Origin of the sequence: Methanocorpusculum sp. (assembly GCF_030655665.1) — an archaeon.
In the GTDB taxonomy this organism is placed as follows: Archaea; Halobacteriota; Methanomicrobia; order Methanomicrobiales; family Methanocorpusculaceae; genus Methanocorpusculum.
This window is the reverse complement of record NZ_JAUSPQ010000006.1, coordinates 36,534-59,522: the sequence shown is the minus strand read 5'-3', so window position 1 is coordinate 59,522 and position 22,989 is coordinate 36,534. Positions and strand designations below refer to the sequence as shown.

At 49.8% G+C, this 22,989-nt stretch carries 19 protein-coding genes; 15 read left to right on the top strand and 4 right to left on the bottom strand.

Annotation, left to right across the window (positions count from 1 at the left end; genetic code table 11):
- Position 1 precedes the first annotated feature (1 nt).
- Positions 2-1,030 (bottom strand): type II glyceraldehyde-3-phosphate dehydrogenase, encoded by a 1,029-nt coding sequence (locus tag Q7J08_RS03570; protein ID WP_304910614.1) that lies wholly within the window; start codon positions 1,028-1,030, stop codon positions 2-4.
- 95 nt (positions 1,031-1,125) lie between these two features.
- On the bottom strand, positions 1,126-2,622 hold the full coding sequence (gene putP / locus Q7J08_RS03565; protein ID WP_304910318.1) for a sodium/proline symporter PutP: 1,497 nt from the start codon (positions 2,620-2,622) through the stop codon (positions 1,126-1,128).
- A 121-nt stretch (positions 2,623-2,743) separates the two neighbouring features.
- On the opposite strand from putP, the gene Q7J08_RS03560 reads away from it, so the two are divergent.
- Positions 2,744-2,938, top strand: coding sequence for a DnaJ domain-containing protein (locus tag Q7J08_RS03560; protein ID WP_304910317.1), 195 nt, complete (start codon positions 2,744-2,746; stop codon positions 2,936-2,938).
- 277 nt (positions 2,939-3,215) lie between these two features.
- The gene (locus Q7J08_RS03555; RefSeq protein ID WP_304910316.1) at positions 3,216-4,160 is read left to right on the top strand and encodes a magnesium transporter CorA family protein; all 945 of its coding nucleotides are present in this window, start codon (positions 3,216-3,218) and stop codon (positions 4,158-4,160) included.
- Here the strand turns inward: Q7J08_RS03555 and Q7J08_RS03550 are convergent.
- Positions 4,157-4,864, bottom strand: a complete 708-nt coding sequence (locus tag Q7J08_RS03550) for a cyclopropane-fatty-acyl-phospholipid synthase family protein (RefSeq protein WP_304910315.1) — start codon at positions 4,862-4,864, stop codon at positions 4,157-4,159. The genes Q7J08_RS03555 and Q7J08_RS03550 overlap by 4 nt on opposite strands.
- 114 nt (positions 4,865-4,978) lie before the next feature.
- Here Q7J08_RS03550 and Q7J08_RS03545 point away from each other — a divergent pair, with 114 nt between their 5' ends.
- On the top strand, positions 4,979-5,944 hold the full coding sequence (locus tag Q7J08_RS03545) for a DMT family transporter (RefSeq protein WP_304910314.1): 966 nt from the start codon (positions 4,979-4,981) through the stop codon (positions 5,942-5,944).
- Between the two features lie 256 nt (positions 5,945-6,200).
- Positions 6,201-7,484, top strand: coding sequence for a phosphomethylpyrimidine synthase ThiC (gene thiC / locus Q7J08_RS03540; RefSeq protein ID WP_304910313.1), 1,284 nt, complete (start codon positions 6,201-6,203; stop codon positions 7,482-7,484).
- 123 nt (positions 7,485-7,607) lie between these two features.
- Here thiC and Q7J08_RS03535 read toward each other — a convergent pair whose 3' ends face one another.
- On the bottom strand, positions 7,608-8,303 hold the full coding sequence (locus Q7J08_RS03535; protein ID WP_304910312.1) for a TetR/AcrR family transcriptional regulator C-terminal domain-containing protein: 696 nt from the start codon (positions 8,301-8,303) through the stop codon (positions 7,608-7,610).
- Between the two features lie 167 nt (positions 8,304-8,470).
- On the opposite strand from Q7J08_RS03535, the gene Q7J08_RS03530 reads away from it, so the two are divergent.
- From Q7J08_RS03530 to Q7J08_RS03480, 11 genes are all read left to right on the top strand, one after another.
- Positions 8,471-10,537, top strand: coding sequence for an RND family transporter (locus Q7J08_RS03530; RefSeq protein WP_304910311.1), 2,067 nt, complete (start codon positions 8,471-8,473; stop codon positions 10,535-10,537).
- A gap of 1 nt (position 10,538) precedes the next feature.
- Positions 10,539-12,053 carry a hypothetical protein gene (locus tag Q7J08_RS03525; RefSeq protein WP_304910310.1) on the top strand — a complete coding sequence of 505 codons (1,515 nt, stop codon included), beginning with the start codon at positions 10,539-10,541 and terminating at the stop codon, positions 12,051-12,053.
- Positions 12,054-12,151: 98 nt separating this feature from the next.
- Positions 12,152-13,186, top strand: coding sequence for a DUF3089 domain-containing protein (locus Q7J08_RS03520; RefSeq protein WP_304910309.1), 1,035 nt, complete (start codon positions 12,152-12,154; stop codon positions 13,184-13,186).
- Positions 13,187-13,287: 101 nt separating this feature from the next.
- Complete coding sequence (locus tag Q7J08_RS03515) at positions 13,288-14,235, top strand: DUF3089 domain-containing protein (RefSeq protein WP_304910308.1); 948 nt, start codon at positions 13,288-13,290, stop codon at positions 14,233-14,235.
- A 117-nt stretch (positions 14,236-14,352) separates the two neighbouring features.
- The gene (locus Q7J08_RS03510; RefSeq protein WP_304910307.1) at positions 14,353-15,264 is read left to right on the top strand and encodes a DUF3089 domain-containing protein; all 912 of its coding nucleotides are present in this window, start codon (positions 14,353-14,355) and stop codon (positions 15,262-15,264) included.
- 131 nt (positions 15,265-15,395) lie between these two features.
- Entirely contained in the window at positions 15,396-15,860 is a 465-nt protein-coding gene (locus Q7J08_RS03505) for an NfeD family protein (protein ID WP_304910306.1), read from the top strand.
- A gap of 3 nt (positions 15,861-15,863) precedes the next feature.
- Positions 15,864-16,901 (top strand): SPFH domain-containing protein, encoded by a 1,038-nt coding sequence (locus Q7J08_RS03500; RefSeq protein WP_304910305.1) that lies wholly within the window; start codon positions 15,864-15,866, stop codon positions 16,899-16,901.
- 122 nt (positions 16,902-17,023) lie between these two features.
- A complete protein-coding gene (locus tag Q7J08_RS03495) occupies positions 17,024-17,851 on the top strand; it encodes a DUF432 domain-containing protein (RefSeq protein WP_304910304.1) in 828 nt (275 codons plus the stop codon).
- A 1-nt stretch (position 17,852) separates the two neighbouring features.
- Positions 17,853-18,785, top strand: coding sequence for a mechanosensitive ion channel family protein (locus Q7J08_RS03490; RefSeq protein WP_304910303.1), 933 nt, complete (start codon positions 17,853-17,855; stop codon positions 18,783-18,785).
- The gene (locus Q7J08_RS03485) at positions 18,786-19,262 is read left to right on the top strand and encodes a HEAT repeat domain-containing protein (protein WP_304910302.1); all 477 of its coding nucleotides are present in this window, start codon (positions 18,786-18,788) and stop codon (positions 19,260-19,262) included.
- 3 nt (positions 19,263-19,265) lie between these two features.
- Positions 19,266-22,691: a DNA polymerase II large subunit gene (locus Q7J08_RS03480; protein WP_304910301.1), complete on the top strand. Its 3,426-nt coding sequence runs from the start codon at positions 19,266-19,268 to the stop codon at positions 22,689-22,691.
- Positions 22,692-22,989 lie beyond the last annotated feature (298 nt).

Here is a 22,989-nt window from a genome sequence, read left to right as displayed (position 1 = left end):
GTTAGCGGATAGCAGTCAGACCAACTGCTTTGTTCGTGATCGCGATCGATTCCATCGCCGTCTTAACGTTTCCAGCCATTGCCCGGATACAGTCAACGGTTTCCACAACGACATCCGCTTCCTGATGGATCGCCTGGAAGAGATAGAGGTCGGTCCCTTCATCAAGAACCGAGAGCGACTCGGCAAAGATACCGTTCTCCCAAAGGTCTCCCCTTGGGCGGAGCAGATCGGAGGTAAACTCCTTGAGTTCTGCCGTGCTCGTGATACCCATACTCTTCTCGATAAGACCGAGACGGGAGTGGGCTTTGATCAGCTCGATGACCTGCTCTTTGGTCGCCGGGTTTTTCAGCTCCATATTGATGAAATGCATATGCATGAGGGTCGTTGGCACGATCATTGCGGAGGTTATGATATTGATATCGGGCAGAATGCTCTGTACATCGGGACCGTGATGGGACGGGATGGTGACCGGATTCAGGACGATCGCATCGATCGGTCCGCGTTTGATATCTCCGGGATCTCCTCCCCGGCGAACCATGGTCGCCCGGACTTTCTTCACACCAAAGACCGAGTCGATGAGTTTGATGATCCGGCAAAGACCGGTGGTATTACAGGAAACGACCCGTGCATACTGTCTGCCGATCGCCTGATCATAATTGCAGGAAGAGTTGAAGGAAAATCCGGCGAGTTCATGCTCCTCTCCCCCTTCCCAGACGGCTTTCTTCTGGTACTTTTCGTAGAGGGCTTTGTTTCCTGCACCGATCCCTCCTGGTGTTGCATCGACCACGACGTCGGCTTTCTGGATCATATCCTCGACCGAGCCGGCGACCTGTATTCCTGCTTTCGCGAATGCATCTTTTTTGCTGATATCTGCGATGTAGAGGGGGTATCCTCTCTCCTTGGCAACGTATGCTTCTGCTCCGGGTTTGGTTTTGGAAACACCGATTATTTCCATATCGGGCTGACAGGAAACTGCGTCGGCGACGCGTTTTCCGATCGTTCCATATCCATTGACTGCGACCTTGATCATAGTTATAGTATGCTTCTCTTTCATGAATGATAAAATTGTATGCTCCGGGTATGCAGAAAAGAGTACTCAGAAAAGCTAAATTAAAAAAAGAGAGATTAGGTCTTCACATCACCGATCTCTTCTACATACGCGTCAAAGACATCGGCGACTTCTTTTGTGGGGGGTGCAGTGATCTTTGTAACTACATAGATGGCTAAAAGACTCACGAGCACGCCCGGGATCATCTCATAGATCCCTGTGGAAGCTGCAAGTAACATATACCAGAGGAATGCGGTGACTCCTCCTGCAAGTATACCAGCAAGAGCTCCCTGCCAGTTCATTCTCTTCCAGAACAGTCCGACTAGGATAACTGAGCCGAATGTTGCTCCAAAACCTGCCCAGGCAAAGGAAACGATACCAAAGACTGAGCTTGTCATATCAAGCGAGAGACTGATCGCAAACAATGCAACGATAAGAACGGTTATGCGGGATATCCAGATCAAGGATTTCTGTGATGCTTTCTTGTTAAAGAACGTCTTGTACAGATCCTGGGAAATTGCCGAGGCTGCCACAAGCATCTGACTTGAGGCGGTACTCATGATCGCACCAAGGATACCGCAGTAGACAATTCCTGCAAGGAAACTGACGAGGGTCGCTTTACTCATCTCGATGAACACCGTCTCGGGGCTTGCGAGGGGTGTACTGAAGAAGATCTGACCTAAGAGACCGATGAAGATCGCGGCACACAAGGAGATAATGACCCAGACCATAGCGAACTTTCGTGCCTGCGGGATCTCCTCGGGTTTTTCGATCGCCATGAATCTTGGCAGGATATGCGGCTGACCAAAGTAGCCGAATGCCCAGGCAAGACCTGATACGATAACAAAGACTGAGATGAATTCTCCGGTCGATGGATCTTTGAAGAGTGAAAGCATGTCAGGGTTCATTGCTGCGACTGCCTCAGTACCTGAACCGAATAACATAAACAGTGCGAAAATCGGGACAAGGACCAGTGCGAAGATCATCAGCATTCCCTGAATGGAATCCGTCAGACATACTGCTCTAAATCCTCCGGTGAATGTATAGCACACGACGATCGCTGCACAAATGAGCATTGCCCATGTGTAGTCCACGCCAAAGATGGAGTTGAAGAGTTTTCCCCCTGCAACGAACTGTGCAGCGGTGTATACAACAAAGAAGATGATAATAAAAACCGAAGAGAGCGCAGAAAGATATGCTTTTTTGTCGCCGAATCTGTTTACAAAAAACTCGGGAAGAGTGAGCGAATCTTTTGCTTTGTGGGTGTAAACTCTCAGACGTTTTGCCACGAGTTTCCAGTTCAGATACGTACCGATTGCGAGGCCGATCGCGGTCCATCCTGCTGAAGAAAGACCCGATACATAGGCAAGACCCGGCAGACCCAGAAGCAGCCAGCCGCTCATATCCGATGCTTCGGCCGAAAGCGCCGTAACCCAGCGGTGAAGGCCTCTGCCTCCAAGAATGAAGTCGCTAACGGTCTTGTTCTTCTTCATATAGAAGAAGCCTATGTAGATCATAATGCCGAAATATATAATAAATGCGGCAATGATTCCAATTAAATTCCAGTCTACCACAAGATACACTCCTACGTTGGATTTTCCCTCCACACCAAGGGTTAAGAAAATCTCATTAAATGCAAGATATTAGTTGAGTTCCCATAATATTTATGTAATCTGAATCAACAGAGTAGATGTAATGATCGAAGAAATGACAAAGGAACGGGCATATGGGATCCTCGGACTCCCGATCGATGCGGATTTTTCCACAACCTCTCTTGCATTCCGGAATCTTCGCGACAAATATCATCCGGATACAAATCCGAGAATGCGAAGAGAATACACCGAAGTCATCGCCGCGTTCGAGTTTCTTCAGCGGATGTTTTCAGACTGATCTTGTCCGGTCCGGGTCGCATAAATACCGGAAAAACTGAAAAAATGGGAGCCTATCTCTCTGAGTGAGAGCGGTGTTTTTGCGAATCCCCGAGGCATTATCGCACCGCGCGGTTAGGGGTATATATAGTCCCGCGTTGTATGTAATTATTGTAAACACACCCTAAGGATGGTTCACTCTGACAGTACCCTTAACGGTTTGGTCCTTCATGAGCCCACCCTTCCTATTTTCAGGAATCATTATCATGTTTATCTCCCTTATGAATCAGTAAGGAATCATGATTCAAATCTACTCTTCGGTCAACGAGGCAAAGATCCCTGTTTTGCAGGAGACTATCAGTAAAGGCTGCTGGGTACGTATGATCCAGCCGACTGATGGTGAGGTCTCGTTTGTCTGCGACAGGCTCTCGATCGAAAAATCCGAGCTTACGGTCCTTCTGGATGAGGAGGAACGTCCTCGTGTAGAGTTTGATGAAGGTACCTCTATCATCCTTATCGATACTCCCTATGTGGTAACAGAAGATGATATAGAGTCATATATGACGATCCCGGCAGGTTTTATTCTCCGGTCCGGGGTTATCATCAGCGTTTCCCTGCGGAAAAATCCGATCCTCGATCTTTTTGCCCAGGGAAAAATCAAGAATTTTTCCACGGAAAACCATCCGGGTTTTATCCTGCTGTTTCTTTACAAAAATGCCGGTTTATTTGTACAAAATCTCAAACTTATCGACAAACGCACCAATGAAATAGAAAAGACTCTTAGAAAATCCACAAAAAACGAGGAGCTTTTTCATATGCTCACCCTCTCGAAATCCCTTGTATATATCATCAACTCACTGAAAGGAAATGAATCCGTACTGGAAAAACTCTCCAAGTCGCAATCCGCAACGGGAACTCTGACGGAAGAAGACCGCGATCTTCTTGAGGATGTCATCATCGAAAACCATCAGGCTCTGGATATGGCACAGACCTATTCCGAAACCATTTCCAGTACGATGGGGGCGTTTGCTTCGATAATCAACAACAATGTAAACTGGATCATGAAACTCTTCACCTGTTTTGCGGCAATCATGGCCATCCCTATGGTCGTCGCAGGATTTTTCGGTATGAATGTCAATATCCCTTTGAACGATTATCCGCTTGCTTTCCTCTCCATCGTGTTAGGTTCACTTGGCTTATCGACGCTCCTGATTTTTGTGATGCTGAAAAAAAGGATCCTCTAACCCCGGAAGACAAAGCAGCCCCAGGCCATATATTCCCGCCCATAGGTAAGGTATTCATCCTGGATCTGCTCAAGGTAATCATATAAATTTTCAGAGACTGCATTTTGCCAGACTGCAGATTCGTACTGGTCCCATTCCTCATCCGAGGCACTTAGCATACCGGTAAGCGTGAGCCCCAGATATCGTGCTGTTGAAACCAGTTCTAAGGATGTCGGGACATCTCTCCACTCTCTCGCGAAATCAGGCGGGACGGACTCCTTTTTCCAGAACCGGTCTCCAATTACAAGGCTGCCTCCTTCTTTTACAAACCCGGCAAGATACTCGAGTGTCTTTTCCGCTCCGCCAAAAATAAATGATGTGCCAAAGGCACAGACCGCGTCGTACGGTCCTTCCGGGATACATTTAGCGGCATCTCCTTCGATCACCGAGATGCCGGTTCCCCGGAGCAGTTCTTTTGCGCGGGAAGCCGACTCTTTCTGCAGCTCAATGCCGCATCCAGAAATCCCGAACTCCTTGTGCCAGAGACTCAGCAGCGTTCCGTTCCCGCATCCAACATCCAGCACCGACATTCCTGGCTTGAGGTTCGCATACTTCCCGGCAAGGATCAGCTTCTTTTCAGAAACAGGATTCATAATATTCATATTTCCCTGGGTCAGCATTCCGATCTCGTCCTCGTCCATGACACAATAATGGTTGTTCTCCATTAAAGCAATATTGCACAGATGTTCTTGCTAACTGCTAAAGTAATTTGTACTTATTTCAAGAAATACATAATTTATTATAGATTCTTCAGCCTATTTTAGTGACAGGAGTACTCTGTGGATCTTAAAAAATTATCAAGCTCGGTTGTCTTTTGCTCGATTCTGGTGCTTTTAGCATCCTGTTCGTATGCAATTCTCTCAACCATCGTAACGCTCGCTGTAATAAACGGTTTTGGCATACCGGTCATTTTAGTCGGTAAGTTCGTCTACGGATGGATCATCCTTTTCGTACTTGTGGTTCTCATCTGGTTTGTCTATCAGAGAAAGCAGCCAAAACATGCACCAAGCACTCTGCCGCTCTGGAAGCGTGTTGTAACTCTCATCATCACCGGTATCGTGATGGCTCTCGTAACGGTATGTTACTTCCTTTCACTTGGGTACCTGCCGATCTCTCTTGCAGTTGTTTTACTCTTCCAGTATTCCTGGATCGGTGTGGTTATCGAGGCAGTTACCAGAAGAAAACTTCCGTCGAGAAATCAGGTCATTGCCTGTGTCGTTATCGTCGTCGGAACTATCCTTGCAGGCGGTATCATTGGTTCAGGTCTTTCACTTGCAGAGATGAATCCGGCTGGAATCGCGCTCGGTCTCCTTGCGGCATTCTTCTACGCTCTGTTCGTTTACCTGAGCGGAAGGGTCAGCCCGGAACTTGCACCAATGAACCGCAGTTTCTTTATCGCTACCGCCGGTATGGCCTTTGTTCTGCTTTTCGTCGGCACGATCTATGGAGGAGCCGCAGTCATTGAAGGAATCACAAATGTGAATGCATTGGCCTACAGTATCCCGCTCGGTCTCTTCGGTATCGCAATTCCGATCTTCTTCCTTGCAGTCGGAGCCCCGAAAGTCAGTACCGGTATGGCAACCATTCTGAACTCAGCTGAACTTCCGGTCGAGGTACTTGCAGCCGCTGTGATCATTCTCGAGCCGGTCGCCGCGCTTCGCTGGGTCGGTGTTATTATCATCGTCATGGGTATCGCTCTCCCGTACATCCTTGAACGAAAGATTACCAGCGGTCTTGAAAAGTAGATCATACAGAAAATATCTTATCTCACTTTTTTTGGGACCTTCTCATCTCTGCTGTTTTTTCAGAATATTACGCAAGATCGGTTTCCCTGCCCGCAAGTTTACCATACTCAGGACCAAACTTTACTTGCTGATCACCCAAAATATCTGGGATAATACACAATAAAACGGTATTTTACTTGTCAAATCAGCAAATAAATTTGTTTTTATTTATAACAAATAAAATAGTTTATAATCTCCAGCCTCCTGATGTATAAGTATGACCATCATTGAAGATGCAAAGAAAGGCCTCATCACCGAAGAGATGAAGGTCGTGGCAAAATCCGAGGGAGTGACCGAGGATTTCATCCGTCGGGGGATCGCCGGCGGTCATATCGTCATTCCGATGACTGCCTACCGGAAAGTAAAACTCTGCGGTATCGGCTCAGGTCTTCGCACGAAAGTGAATGCATCGATTGGGACCTCATCTGATATTGCGGATGTGGATGTCGAGCTCGAAAAGGCACGTCAGGCCGAACTCGCCGGGGCAGACACTCTCATGGAGCTTTCGACAGGGGGAGATCTGCTTGAGATCCGCCGGAGAGTTTGTGAGCAGTCGAATCTTTCCGTCGGGTCTGTCCCGCTCTATCAGGCATTCATCGAAGCTGCCAGAAAAAAAGGCGGCGTCGTTTTCATGGATGAGGACGATCTCTTTAAAATCACCGAGCAGCAGGCAAAACTCGGTACGAATTTTATGGCGATCCACACAGGGATCAATTACGAGACTGTGAAAAGACTGAAAAATCAGGGTAGACACGGCGGTCTTGTTTCCCGTGGAGGGGCATTCATGACGGCATGGATGCTGCACAATGAGATGGAAAACCCTCTCTACCGCAGGTTCGACTACCTTGTCGAGATCTTAAAAGAGCACGAGGTCACGCTTTCTTTTGGAAACGGTATGCGGGCAGGCGCCTGTCACGACGCCACGGATCGTGCCGCCATCCAGGAACTTTTGATCAACGCCGAGCTTGCCGACCAGGCACATGATGCGGGTGTTCAGTGTATCATGGAAGGTCCGGGCCACATCCCGCTCGATGAGATCAAAACGAACGTCCAGCTCGAAAAGCGTGTTACGAACAACAAACCGTTCTATATGCTCGGTCCGCTTGTAACGGACATTGCTCCGGGATATGACGACCGCGTTGCTGCGATCGGTGCCTCCGTCTCGTCTGCCGCCGGTGCAGATTTCATCTGTTATGTGACCCCGGCCGAGCATCTTGCTCTTCCGACCCCCGAAGAGGTTTATGAGGGAGTCATGAGTTCACGTATTGCCGCCCATGTCGGCGATATGGTGAAACTCCCAAAGACCCGTGAAGCGGACCTTGAGATGGGACACGCACGCCGGGATCTTGACTGGGAACGCCAGTATGCCGTCTCCATCAATCCGGAGAGGGCACGCTGTATCAGAAATTCCCGCATGCCGGCAGATTCCGACGCATGCACGATGTGCGGCGATTTCTGTGCGATCAAGATCGTGCAGAAGACATTTAATTTCACCTCTTAACCCTCTTTTTTACATCAGTGTTGTTCTCTTTTTGGATGGCTGCATGTTGCAGCAAAACAGAAAACGACTAGGCCTTGCAAAAGGGTCCGGGAGCACAATGGTTTTTCCTGAAGGACTGGGCGATCAGGTTGCGGAAGACCCATTCTCAAATTGTGATTTCGGTTTCTTTATTTCCGGTTTTTCATCTTTTATCAAGTCAAATCTCATTCTTGCCCCGTTAAGCTGATCCGCAATCAGCCGTTCCATATATTCGACGATCATCTCCGGTGTCATATTCATCTCCCCTAATATCCAGTTTTCAACCATGCCGGCAAAAGCCATAGTATAAAAATGCGTCAAATATTCTCTATATCTCTTTAAATTCGAAATATTATCTCCATCCATCAACATATTCTCCCGATCGTCTCTCATCGAATCCCACATATTTTCTCCATACATCAAAATAATCTCACGAACGGCTCCCTCTAAATCCTCCTTAAATAACTCCTTCAGTGTTGCACGGCTGAGGGAATTCAGCGTACACAAACACACCTCATGATTTTCCGAGATATAATTGAAAAGCTGCAGAATCTTATCCTGCCAGCAAGATGCAGTATCACCCTGTACCAGCAAACTATCCATTTCTTCTTCATACATCCACTGTACCAGAGCATACACATCCCTAAAATGATAATAAAATGTCTGGCGGTGGATTCCGCATCCTTCCACGATTTCCTGAACGGTGATCTTATGCAGAGGCTTTTGTCTCATCAGTTTTTTCAAAGATGCCGCCAGCATTTTTTTGGTCATATTACTCTGGAAAGCCGCATCATTTGACATATGTATATATACTTGTATGGTTTGATTGCCATATATTTTTCCACAATAGGATAGATTAAAATATTACTTGCCTAGACACCTGTCCTAATCTGTCCAAAATTCAAGATGTTTATCACAAATTCAGGGAGACATATTCAGACAACCGGCTACCCGGTTCCCCCCAAACTATGATAGACATCTCCGGAACCATCCTGCAGAAAAGAAAGCAGGTCATAATCATAACCCTCTTGATCGCCGTTCTTTGCCTTATTCTGATACCGCAGGTTTCCGTAAACTATAACATCATTGATTATCTCCCCGATGAAGCTCCCTCCACCATCGCTCTCAATGTTATGAACGAGGAGTTCACCGAGGGAGTACCCAATGCACGTATTATGGTGCCGGACGTCACGATACCGGAAGCACTTGAACTGAAAAAACAATTTTCTGCCGTTGACGGTGTTGAAGAAGTAACCTGGCTTGATGATGCCGTCTCACTCGACGTACCATTTGAAACCCTCGACAAAGATACCGTTGAAGCGTATTATAAAAACAACACCGCACTTTTCAGCATAACTCTCGACAATGAAAAAGCCACTTCCGCCGTCAATGAACTTGCAGAACTTGCAGGTGAAGATGCGGCCATGTCGGGACTTTCCGTCTCTTCGACATTCTCGAAAGGGACACTTGCAAGTGACGTGGCAAAAATCTTCCTGATTGCGATACCTTTCATCCTCGCAGTTCTGTTCCTGACCACCGGTTCATGGTTTGAACCGTTTCTCCTGATGTTCACTATTGGTATTGCCATCGTCATCAACATGGGAACCAATATCATATTTGGAGAAGTATCGTTCATCACTCAGGGGGTGGCGGCCATTCTGCAGCTTGCTATAGCCTTGGATTATGGAATATTCGTTCTGTACCGATTCACCGAGATCCGGAAAGAAGGACTTCCGGTCTGCGATGCGATGAAGCATGCCCTCGTCAAATCAATTGGCTCCGTCACTGCGTGCGGTATTGCCACGCTGATCGGTTTTGCAGCGCTTATCCTGATGAGAATCCGGATAGGTCCGGATCTCGGTCTTGTTCTGACGAAAGGAATCGTCATCAGTCTTATCTGCGTTTTCACGCTTCTGCCGGCTCTCACTCTCGTCTGTAGCAGACTTATTGAGAAGACCCAGCACCGCTCGTTCGTTCCAGATCTGAAAAAACTTGCAAAGGTCATCGTCAAATTAAGCTTCCCTGCCCTGATCATCTTCTCCCTGATCGTGATACCTTCGGTCCTTGCTATCGAAAACAACGATTATGTTTACTTCGATCTCTTCTCCGATGAACGCACACCGATCGGGCAGGATGCCATCGCGATAACAGATACATTCGGTGGGGCCTCCTCCCTTGTCCTCATGGTCCATAAGGGGAATCTCGCAGAAGAACAGGCCGTCCTTAATGAAATCGAGGCGATACCCAATGTCGTATCGGTGATCTCCTATGTGGGCACGGTCGGTGCCGAAATCCCCCAGGAGTTTGTACCAGGGAGCACACTTTCCAAACTGGAATCCGACAACTACAGTAGGATGATCATCACCGTAGATACCTCTCTCGAAGATCCCGAATCCTTCGCAGCAATAGAAAAGATCCGGGAAATCGGCGAAGCCCATTATCCCGGAGAATGGTATCTGGCAGGCGAAATCGCCAATGCATACGACATGAAATCCTTTATCGAAGAGGATAATCTGAAAATCGAAGCGGTCGGCATCATTGCGATCTGCATCGTCATTCTGATCGCATTCCGTTCCTTCTCCCTCCCATTGATCCTCGTTCTCGTCATCAAATCGGCGATCTGGATCAACTGTGCACTACCCTACTTCCAGGGAGAACAGATGTTCTACATCTCGTATCTTGTTATAAGCTCCCTCCAGCTCGGCATCACCGTCGATTATGCGATAATGTTTACCAGCAGGTACGTCGAGTTCAGAAGGATCCATCCCAAACACGAGGCTGTCGAGATGACCATATCAAAAGCGGCGGTCTCGATTCTCGTCTCCGCATGCATTCTCCTGATCGCCGGTCTTGCATTGTGGGTCTTCTCCTCGAATGCTCTCTTAAGCGAAGTGGGCATGCTCGTTGGCAGAGGATCTATTCTCTCGATCATTGCAGTCTTGTTCGTGCTGCCGGCTCTCTTCATGATCTTCGATAAGATTATCCAGAAAACATCTCTGAACATGCAGTTTGTGCCTGACAAAACAGGAGTATAACATGAAATCATCGGTAAAAATTCTCATAACCCTGATAATAATCACATTATTCATCGTCCCGGCCGCAGCGGCCGGAACACAAAAAGAAGAAGTCATCTACGTCAATCTCAACGGTGACGGATCGGTCAGCCACGTGTATGCGGTAAACATCTTCGATATGCAGACAGGAGGACGGATCACCGATTATGGTTCGTATTACTCTGTCAGGAACATGGTCACGACTGACCAGATCAACGTTAACGGGGACGAGATAACGATCGATACGACTCCCGGAAAACTCTACTATGAAGGGGATCTTGGCGCCGCCCCCATCCCGTGGGATGTCAGGATCACCTACTACATGGATGGTGTTCCCTATTCTGCCGAAGATATTGCAGGCAAAAGCGGCAATCTCGAGATGCATATCGTCATCACCAAAGATCCGTCAGACACAGAGGACTTCTATGAAAAGTATGCTCTTATGATGACGGTGACCATGGATGCGAACAAATGCAGAAATATTTCCGCATCCGGCGCAACTATGGCAAATGTCGGGAGCGACAAGCAACTCTCCTACACCATCCTCCCGGATAAGGGAGCAGATGTCGTCATTACTTCATCCGTGGTCGACTTCGAGATGGATGCGATATCACTGAATGGTATCCGTCTTTCACTCAACGTTGACGTGGACACAACTGAAATGGAAGACGATCTTACGGAACTGAGTGACGGGATTGTAAAACTTGACGACGGGGCATGGGAGCTTCGCGACGGCGTGAACAATCTCTCACGGGGCGTGGGTAACGCGTCTGTCGGGGGATACAGGATCCAGTCAGGAGCAGCAACTCTTGCTTCCGGGACAAATGCATTATCATCGGGTCTCGCCTCACTTGCCGGGCAAAATGCCGCTCTGACCGGAGGTGCCGATCAGATCTTTAGCGGCCTGCTCGCATCGGCAAACGCCCAGCTTTCCGGATCAGGTATTCCAACGTTAACAAAAGATAATTACGCCGACGTTCTCACTGCGGTCATCAACTCGACCGGCGACCCGACCGGGCAGCTCACGCAGCTTCTCAGCCAACTGACTGCGTATCAAACCTTCTACACTGGTCTGGTGACGTACACAACAGGGGTAGGCTATGCCTCGACGAACGCCACCCTCCTTTCATCCGGGGCGATCACTCTCGCCAATGGAGCCTCGTCATTATCATTCGGTCTTTCGGAATTGAACTCCGGCACGAACGAACTCAAAGTAGCCATGGTCAATCTGACTGATGGAACCGGGGAACTGCGTGACAATACTACCGGGCTTGACACGAAACTCACTGATAAGATCAATGAAGTGCTCGACCCCTTACGGGGCGGGACCGGGAGCACACACTCCTTCGTTTCAGAAAAAAACACCCAGGTGAGCTCGGTCCAGTTTGTGATGCACACACCTGCAATTGAGAAAACCGAATCGGAAGTCCCGGATGACGAGACAGAAGAAGACCTGAACCTTATGCAGAGAGTTCTGCGGCTCTTTGGACTCGCATAATTTTCCTTTCCGATCGCTCTTCAATCATAAAAACAGGCGCCGGCTCAGAATTCCGATCAAATCAATACATTTTTTAATAGTGAGCCTAAATTAGGTTTATGGCCTTGATTAAGTCAGGAAATGGTAAAAGACCATGGTTTTTCATCAGTTTCCTCCTCCTTCTATGTGCCGGATTTATCTTCGCTTCAGGCTGCATCAGCACTGATACATCCGGTCAGAACCCCGAGACCCCGCAGATCCCGGCGGTCGATTACGCTGATTCTTACAACTGGTTATCTCTTCCAAACGTATCGAAAGAGGTCGACATCTTTTATGTGTATCCAACAGTAAGCAGCAATGAGACCGGTTCGATGTCCATCTCCGATGAAGGGGACCGGGCCCTTGCCCAGGGTATTTTTGCTGCTCAGGCAAGTGTGTATGAGCCGTACGGAAACGTCTTTGCTCCGTATTACCGGCAGATGACGACGAACGTCAAGATGGAAGACGGAATGCTCGCGACCGATACTCCGGAATTCAAACAGGGAGCAGTTGATGTCGAGGATGCATTCGAGTATTACATCACTAATCTCAATAACGGCCGGCCGTTCATCATTGCGGGACACAGTCAGGGAACGATGGCTCTTATTGAACTGATCAAGAATAAATTCGGTGACGACGAAGAACTTCGTAGCCGCATGGTCGCCGCGTATCTTATCGGCTATACGGTAACGGATGACGATCTTGCCAAAGCAGGACTCACCGCGGCAGTTGGTGCGAATGATACCGGCGTTGTGATCACCTACAATACCCAGTCTCCAACTTCAGTCGGCGGACCTATGCTCATGGAAGGTGCACACTGCATCAATCCTTTGAACTGGAAGACCGATTCAACCTATGCTCCCGCCTCGGAAAATCTTGGCGCACGGTTTTACAACGATTCGACCGGCGAGTTCCTGCGTGAAGTTGTTGGTTACTCGGATGCGAGAATCAATCCTGAAACCGGGGCACTTATGACAACGATCCCTGAAGGAGAAGATCTGGATATCGGAGCTTATCCTGAGGGAGTCTATCACCGGTATGACTATGCATTCTGGTACAGAAATCTTCAGCAGAATGTCGGTGACAGGATCAACGCATATTTGCAGAAAACATAAACGCGTTTTCTCAATACCGCATCTTTTTTTCGTGAACGAGCCGGCCGGGTCTTTCCCGGTTTAACAAATACATTATTTAATGAGAAAAATGTATTATGTGTATGGTTTTCGCGTCCCGTCAGAACAACGAGTCACCTATACCCAAAGAACCCGGTGTCGATTACTCGGATCCTTACAACTGGTTATATCGCCCGGAAATTTCGAAAGAGGTCGATATCTTTTATGTTTATCCAACGGTAAGCAGCAATGAAACCGGTTCGATGCCCATCTCGGATGAAGGGGACAGGACACTTGCCCAAGGCTTTTCTGCGACGGAAGCGAGTGTGTATGAACCATATGGGAACGTATTTACTCCATATTACCGACAGATGACCACGAGGGTCAAGATGGAGGATGACGACATGCTCATTACCGATACAGGAGCGTTCAAGCAGGGTGCTCTCGATGTTCGGGATGCCTTTGAGTATTACCTCAACAACTTCAATGACGGCCGACCTTTCATCCTTGCTGCTCACAGTCAGGGAACGATGGTCCTTATCGAATTGATCAAGAGTCGGTTTGGGAACGACGAAAAACTTCGCAGCCGCATGATCGCCGCATATCTTATCGGCTATACCGTGACCGATGCTGATCTTAAAAAAGCAGGTCTGACCGCGGCAATTGGTGCGTTTGATACCGGTGTTGTGATAACCTATAATACCCAGGCTCCGACCGCGAAGGAAAATTTCATGATTATGGAAGGGGCACACTGCATCAATCCTTTGAACTGGATGACCGATTCGACCTACGCCCCAGCCTCGGAAAATCTCGGTGCACGGTTCTACGATTTTGAAACAGGCGAATTCTTGCGTGAAGTCATAAATTACTGCGATGCGAGAATCGATATGAAGACCGGAGCACTCATGACAAACATCCCGAAAGGAGAAGATCTGGATGTCGGACCGTATTTCCCGAAGGATGTTTATCACATGTTTGACTATGCATTCTGGTACAGAAACCTTCAGCAGAATGTCGGCGACAGGATCAACGCGTATCTTTTGAAAACTTAAAAGCGGGTCTTCTTTACCCGCCCTATTTTTACCTGGCCGAAGATACGCTGATGAATTTTGCGGTTTCGCAAATACATTATTTACCGAGGAGACTGAATTATCTGTAAGGTCTTCATTATGTCTGAAAACGCAGGCATCGATTATTCCGATCCGCAGAACTGGTTGTATCTCCCGAAAATCTCGAAACCGGTGGATATATTTTACGTGTATCCGACGGTAAGCAGCCATGAATCCGGGTCTATGCCCATCGCGGATGAAGGGGACAGGGCACTTGCCCGGGCTTTTTCCGCAACCGAGGCAAGCGTGTATGAGCCGCATGGGAACGTCTTTGCTCCCTATTACCGACAGATGACAGCGAGGGTCAAGATGGAGGTTGACGATCACCTCATCTCCGACACGAAAGCGTTCAAACAGGGGGCCCAGGACATTCAGGACGCATTCGAGTATTACCTCGAGCACTTCAGCGGCGGCCGGCCGTTCATCCTTGCCGGACACAGTCAGGGAACGATGACGCTTATCGAACTTATCAAAAACCGGTTCGGCGGCGACGAAGCTCTTCGCAGTCGTCTGATTGCTGCGTATCTTATCGGCTATACCGTGACGGATGACGATCTTTCCAAAGCCGGGCTCTCCACCGCCGAGGGTGCGTATGATACCGGCGTTGTGATCACCTACAATACCCAGTCTCCGTCAGCAGTCGGCAGCTTCGTTCTTATGGAAGGGGCGAAATGCATCAATCCTTTGAACTGGAAGACCGATACGACCTACGCCCCCGCCACGGAGAATCTCGGCGCACGGTTCTACAATTTTGAAACGGGAGAGTTCCTGCGTGAAGTCATCCACTACTGCGATGCGAGAATCGATATAAAAACCGGAGCACTTACGGCCACGATCCCGGCAGATGAGGATCTGGGGCTCCGACCGTATTTCCCAAAAGACGTCTATCATAGGTACGACTATGCATTCTGGTACAGAAACCTTCAGCAGAATGTCGGCGACAGGATCAGCGCATATTTCCAGAACAAATAAAGCGGGTCAGTAAAACCTGCGGATCTTTTTTTTTTGAGAAATCGTTTTTTTACAGAAAAATCAGGTTAACTGGATTCCTTTTCCCGAGAGCAACTATTTAACGCCCCTCGCCTATAAGTAGTATATCAGATATGTTTGAATTACTCCTCAGCCCTACAGTTCTACCTTGGGTTTTAATTGCTATCGGAGCCGCACTTCTTCTTATTGAAGCCAGCTCGCCGGGATTTTTCATGGCAGTTCCCGGAACCGCCATGATCTTTCTCGGAGTCATGGACTTCTTCTTCGGGTTAGAGTTCCTTTCCTCCCCCTTAGGAATCACACTTACCGTCCTGGCCGCGATTTTAGCAGCAGTCGTCACGGTCTTTTTGTACAAAAAACTCTCTCCCGATCAGAAACCCACTACCTCAGGGCAGGACTCGATTATTGGAAAACCCGGTTATGTTACTGTGGAAATCGTTCCCGATTCTATATCCGGCAAAGTTGAGATCGACGGCGTCGTATGGAGTGCAAAATGTACTGACGGGACCATCCCCCCCGGAACAAAAATCGAGGTGACCGCAGCAAGCGGGGTTCACCTCACAGTAAAAAAGGTCTAATTTATGGATGCATTAACTTTACTTGCAATAATCTTAGTTGTCATCATCCTTTTCATATTTGCAAAAGGTGTTGTCATCGTTCAGCCGTATCAGAAAGGACTTGCCGTCCGTCTTGGAACCTACACGGGTCAGGTCAATCCCGGTTTTAAATGGGTCGTTCCGTTCATCACCACAGTGTACAAACTTGATCTCAGGACCCAGGTCATCGACGTCCCGTCCCAGGAAGTCATCACCAAAGATAACTCTCCGACCGACGTGGATGCGATCATTTATGTCCGTGTCATGGACCCGGAACGTGCCTACTTTGAAGTAGCCAACTACCGTCAGGCAACCGTGGCCCTTGCTCAGACGAGTCTTCGTGGCATTATCGGTGATATGGAACTCGATGAGGTCCTCTACAACCGTGATATGATCAACCGCAAGCTTCGGGATATCCTTGATAAGGAAACCGATCAGTGGGGTGTCAAGATCGAACGTGTCGAGATCAAAGAAGTCAACCCGATCGGCGCCGTCAAGCAGGCAATGACAGAACAGACCTCTGCAGAAAGAGAACGGCGTGCCGCAATCCTTCGTGCAGACGGAGAAAAGCGTGCCGCAATTCTCAAAGCCGAAGGTCTCAGACAGAGTATGATCCTTGAGTCCGAGGGTGAACGTCAGAGTAAGATCCTTCGTGCAGAAGGTACCCGTCAGAGCCGGATCCTCGAAGCCCAGGGAGAAGCCCAGGGTCTGCGGATCATCTCTCTTGGATCCCGTACGCTCGATAAACGTTCTATCACAGTCCTTTCCTTAAACACCATGCAGAAGATGGCAGACGGTCAGGCAACGAAGATCATCTTCCCGTTCGAACTTACGAACCTGGTAAAACAGGGTGCAAAGTTCCTTGGCGGAGAAGACCTCGCAGAAGCGGATTCAATCTCCGATATTGTTCTGGATGACAGTATCTTAGGCGACCTCCCGGACAAAGAGGAGATCGCAAAGGCCGTAGAAGCGGTGAAAAATGCAAGCCAGCTTGCAAAGACACCGGAAGATATCGTCGACTGATCTTCCCCCTTTTTTTTGATCATTCCGCACTTCATTGAATAGGATGCAAGCGAATGGTCCGCTAATGAAAACTAACTTACCCCGGTACGACCAATAGTACTAAAGATTCGAGGGGCATGAACATGGCATTGAAAATACTTCATTCCAGTGGTCGAAAGAAAGGAAACGAGACCGTTACCTACGAACACGGAAACGAGACCGATATAGTGCAGTTTGGGTACGGCAAATTCCCGATCGACTACGCGGTCAACTTCGAAGGTCTCACGCTTTCCTTTGACCTCCAAAACGGGATGTATCATTATAACCGGGCGCTTGGAGACTGGAAAACCGAGATCAATGTCTGCGCGAACGGCGCAAAAGTGCTCATCCATCCGGTCGAACCGCTCAACCTTCCCGACAACCTCACCGACTTCATGGAGATCAAATTCGATCCGATCAGGGTCGAGCCGTCAGGAAAATGCGTCGTCTTTGTGACGATGCCGATCGAGATCGGTGTTTTTCTTGAGTCGAAAGAAGGTCCGGCAGATATCCTCGATATCGTCTCCTATGTATACCCCAAATACTCCCTCTACGGCGGGGCGAACCGCGGAGTCATCACCCGATTCAATGAAAGCAAGGTGTATTATTATCCGCCGTCAATGAAAAATTACGAGACGGGTCTCCTGAAACTTGAGATCGAAAACAGATCGGATGAATGGGCGACCGTTGGGAGAGTCGTCATTTTCCAGAAAGGTCTCTACCTCTACTTTGATGAAAATTTCGTTGCCGCTTCAGCCGAAATGAAGATCATCAGTCCGGATGTGGCAGTTGTGACTGGGATCGATTCCCCCATCCGTCCGGAAATGACCCCGTCAAACCGGCTCTTTAAAAACCGCAAACTCACACCATTTTTTAATGTGACCGGTATGCTCAACGATACGTCCTTTACTATGGATATGGGGCTGATCTGAAATGGCAGACAACACCACCGAGATCCTTGTCGGCAATTCATTCCTTGATACCACCTTCTTTGGTGCGATCACCTATGGAAATCTTCTCGCTGCGGTCATCATCCTTGTCGCGACATATGTTATAGCGAAAGTTATTTCGGTTGTTGTTATGCGGGTCCTTGCCGGCAAAGTTGAGATCAACAACAGCACGTTTCTGGCAAAGCTCGTTCGATGGGGAACGTATTTTGTCGGTATCGTTGCGGCAAGTCCGTTCCTGCATATAGACTTCTCCGGTTTGATGGTCGCCGGAGGTATCGTCGCCATCGCAATAGGTTTTGCTTCCCAAAACACGCTCTCCAACTTTGTTGCCGGCGTTCTGCTGATGTTCGAGCGGCCGGTGGGTATCGGGGACAATATCAGTGTGAACGGGATCGAAGGCTATGTTGAAGACATCGGTCTTCTTTCCACGACGATCCGTACCTACGAAGGGATCTACGTTCGCATCCCGAATGCGTCGATGTTCTCCTCTGATATCACGAACTATGTGGCCCACATAGCACGAAGGTTCGATTACAATATCGGGATCAGATACACGGATGATGCGGATAAAGCCATCAAAGTCATCAAAGAGGTTATCGAGAAGCATCCGTATGCTCTGAAAAATCCGGGACCCTCAGTGTACGTGGACGAACTCGGAAACAACAGTATAAATCTTAAGGTCCGTATCTGGTGTCCGTCAGGATTCTGGTGGGATGTGAGGACCGATATGCTGTGGAAATTGTTCCAGGCTCTCCGGAAAGCCGGCATCGACATTCCGTTCCCGCAGTTGACCCTCTGGTACGGCGAGGATGCGCCAAAACCCGCTAAGGTGGCAAAGGGTACCGGCTTCTCAGCGCAGGAAGTTCTTGGAAAAAGCGAGGCATCCCCGGAAAACGCAATCAAGGTGATCAAATAAATGGATTCTGCAGAAGTATTCGCCCGGCTCTCTGCTGAAGATCTGAATCAGCGTCACGAGGCCGTTTCGGAATTGGCGGCTCTTGGAAAAAGTGATCCGGACACGATCATCCCAGCAATCATTGCGGCACTAAAGACCGGAACGATGAATCACCGCTGGTATCTCGGTCGTGCGCTGATCCGGATCGGCCCCTCAGTGATGCCCTTCCTCGTCGCTGCGTCGAAAGAGGAGACGGAAATGGCGACCCAGAAGTATTACGGCGCCGTCTTTGCCGCTTTCGGCGAAGAGGCCGTCCCGACGCTTATTGGTTTGTTCTCTTCGAATAACCCGACCACCCGCGGCATGGCGGCCGCCGCCCTTGAAAAGATCGGCGAGCCTTCGCTCCCATCTCTCATGGAAGCTGCCAAAAGTTCCGACGGCACCGTTAAACTCTGTGCCGCCCTGACGCTTGCAAAATTCCAGATCTATGATTACTGATCTATGGCAGAACTGGTAACCTCGAGTGAGTACCGGGCGTATCTCGACGGCCTTATCGCCGGACTCGACCGGGCGATGGAAATTGCCAATGCGGCGAAACGTGTCGGCGTCGATCCCCGGCCGTATGTGGAGATCCCGATCGCAAGTGATCTCGCCGGACGAGTGGAAGCTTTGCTCGGCTACAAAGGGGTCGCCGAAAAGATCCGGTATCTTGAGGACCGGATGTCCAGAGAAGAGGCCGCCCTCAAGATCGGTGACGCGTTCGTCGGGAAGGAGTTCGGCGAGTCGACCCGCGAGGATATCCTCGATCATGCGATCCGTGCATCCATGGCCCTTCTCACAGAAGGTGTGGTCGCGGCGCCGACCGAGGGTATCGGCAAAGTTGCCGTTCGAAGAAACGACGACGGGACCGAGTATCTCTCGATCTACTATGCAGGCCCCATCCGTTCCGCCGGAGGAACGGCCCAGGCGCTTTCAGTTCTCGTCGGCGATTATGTGCGCCGGCTTCTCGGGATCGACCGGTACAAACCCCGTGAAGAGGAGATCGAGCGGTACGTCGAGGAGATCAAACAGTATAATAATATCCAGAGTATGCAGTATCTCCCAAAAGACGACGATATTCGTCTGATCATCAGAAACTGTCCTATCTGCATCGACGGAGAACCCACCGAGAAGGAAGAGATCTCAGGACACCGAAATCTGGAACGGGTCGAGACGAACGTTGTTCGCGGAGGAATGGCCCTCGTTATCGCCGAAGGTATCGGTCTGAAAGCCCCGAAGATCCAGAAGAACGTCGCGAAGATGAATCTCGACGGCTGGGAGTGGCTCGAGGAACTTATCAGCGGAAATACTCCTGCCCAAGAGGAAGAAGAGGAGCCGGGGGTCCATCCGAAGGACAAGTATATGCGGGATATGCTCGCCGGCAGACCGTCCTTTTCGTATCCTATGCGGAAAGGCGGCTTCCGATTCCGTTTCGGACGGTGCAGAAATACGGGTCTTGCGACCTGCGGCTTCAACCCGGCTACCTTACATATCCTTGACGATTATCTTGCAGTCGGCACGCAGATGAAGGTCGAGCGGCCGGGCAAAGCCTGCGGTGTCGTTCCGTGTACGGACATCGAAGGCCCGACCGTTCGTCTGAAAAGCGGCGAGCTTCTCAGGATCGACACGCTTGATGCGGCGAACAAATACTTTGATCAGGTGGAATACATCCTCGACATCGGGGAGATCCTGATCTCGTTCGGTGAATTCATGGAGAACAACCATGTCCTCATGCCGCCGAGCTACTGCGAAGAGTGGTGGCTCCAGGAGGGAGGCCCCCGGCATCCGAAGAACGAAGCCGAGGCCCTTTCCTTCGTTATCGAAGGCGCTTATCTTCATCCGGATTATACCTGGTTCTGGGACGACTGCACCAAGGAGCAGCTGATTTTCCTTTCGGACAAAGTCGCCGAAACCGGCTCTATGCGGGACGGGGTTTTGTACATTCCGGAAGATCCCGCGGTGAAATCCGTTCTGGAAGAGCTGCTCGTGCCGCATACCGTGGAAGATGGCTTTTACGTTCTTAGAACGCCTCTTGCCCTCGTCATGGGACTTGGTCTGACCTATACCCTCGAAAAAAGTCCAACCTGGAAGACCCTTCCGCCGTTTTCAAACGGTCTATCCATGGCGATGTATCTTTCCGGTCTGAAGATGCGGTCGAAGGCCGGGACCCGTGTCGGGGGAAGGATGGGCAGACCCGGCAAATCGGCTCCCAGAAAAATGAAGCCGCCGGTCCATGTGCTTTTCCCGATCGGCGAATCGGGCGGCATGAAACGTTCTATCGACAATGCGGCAAAGATCTGCAACTCGGACTCGGATGAAAATTTCCACGGGACCTCGGTGACGACGGGTCAGGTGGAAGGACTGATCCAGGTCAAGACCGGGGAGCGGAAGTGCCCGAAATGCGGGGCGGTCACGTTTAAGAGCCGGTGTCCGGACTGCGGCACGCATACCGACGCGGTCTACCGGTGTCCCCACTGTAATCAGCCCGGGGAAGAGGGAAAGGAAACCTGCCCGAAGTGCGGGTCGAATCTTGTCTGTGCCCGGGAGAGTATCATCAGTCTGGCGCAGGAGTATGCTTCGGCTCTCGCAAACGTTGGTATGTCGCCCTCTTCGATCCCTGAACTGAAAGGGGTCATCGGTCTTATCTCGCGTGAACGGGTGGTCGAGCCTTTGGAGAAGGGTCTGCTTCGAGCGAAGAATAATGTGTTTGTTTTCCGGGACGGGACGATCCGGTATGATATGATCGATCTGCCGCTGACGCATTTCCGTCCGGCTGAGGTCGGGGTTTCTGTGGAAAAACTCCGTTCGATCGGCTACACGAAGGATATGCACGGCACCGATCTGGCTGATGCGTCCCAGCTTGTCGAACTTCACCCGCAGGATATCATGGTCTCGGTGGACTGCGGGGAGTATCTGGTCCGGGTGGCCCGGTATATTGATGAACTTTTGGTGAAGGTGTACGGGCAGGAGGCGTATTATCATGTGGAGACGCCGGAGGATCTGGTGGGTCACCTGGTGATGGGTCTTGCGCCGCACACGAGTGCGGGCGTTCTCGCCCGGATCGTTGGGTTCACGAAGGCGAAGGCGGGATATGCCCATCCGTATTATCATGCGGCAAAAAGGCGAAACTGCGACGGGGATGAGGACTGCGTGATGCTTCTGATGGACGGTCTGCTGAATTTTTCGCGGTCGTTTTTGCCGAGCACCCGCGGTGGGACGATGGATGCCCCGCTCGTTTTGACGACGACGCTGAATCCAAAGGAGGTGGATAAGGAGACGCTGAACGTGGATGTGATGTCCCGGTATCCGCTGGAAGTATATACGGCATGTCTGACGTACAGGCCGCCGAAGGAGGTTGGAAAGTTCGTGGATTACGTGGAGAAGCGGGTGGAGACGCCCGGTCAGTTCGAGGGCTTTTCCTTCACGCATGACACGACGGATATCTCCGAAGGGCCGATCGATACGATGTACACGAATCCGATCCTGAAAGGGACGGCGGACAAGATCAAGGCTGAATTGGGTCTTGCGGACCGTATCCGGGCGGTGGATACGAACGATCTTGCAGAAAGAATCATCAACAGTCATTTGATGCCGGATATGATCGGTAATCTGCGGTCGTTTTCGAAGCAGTCGTTTCGTTGTCCGAAGTGTAAGATGAGTTACCGGCGTATTCCGGTTTCAGGGAAGTGTAATAAGTGCGGGGGGCCGGTGAAGGCGACGATGCATAAGGGGAATGTGACGAAGTATCTGGAGATCTCGAAGTATATGGCGGAGCATTATGTGTTGTCGGATTATACGAATCAGCGGATCCAGGTGACGGAGATGAATATCAATTCGACGTTTGGGGAAGAGGAGAAGGCCCAGATGGATCTGTCGGACTTCTTTTGATAGTACTATAAGAAAAACAACCGCGAATCTCCGCCAATCTTCGCGAATCGCATTTTCCTTGCGTTCGGATGCTCTGCTTCGGCTGATCGCCTGCGCAGAATCGCATCCTCTCTTGAAAAATGCTATAGGAAAAACCCGCGTGCGGGTTTTTCTGTTGTTACATTGTTTTTCGATTACACAAAAAGAGAAGTTAACGGAGAGAAAAACCGGCACGCCGGTTTTTCCTTAGCATTTTTCCAGCCGGCGTGCGATTCCTGCGTAGGCGATCAGCCGGAGCAGAGCACGCAGGCGCAAGGAA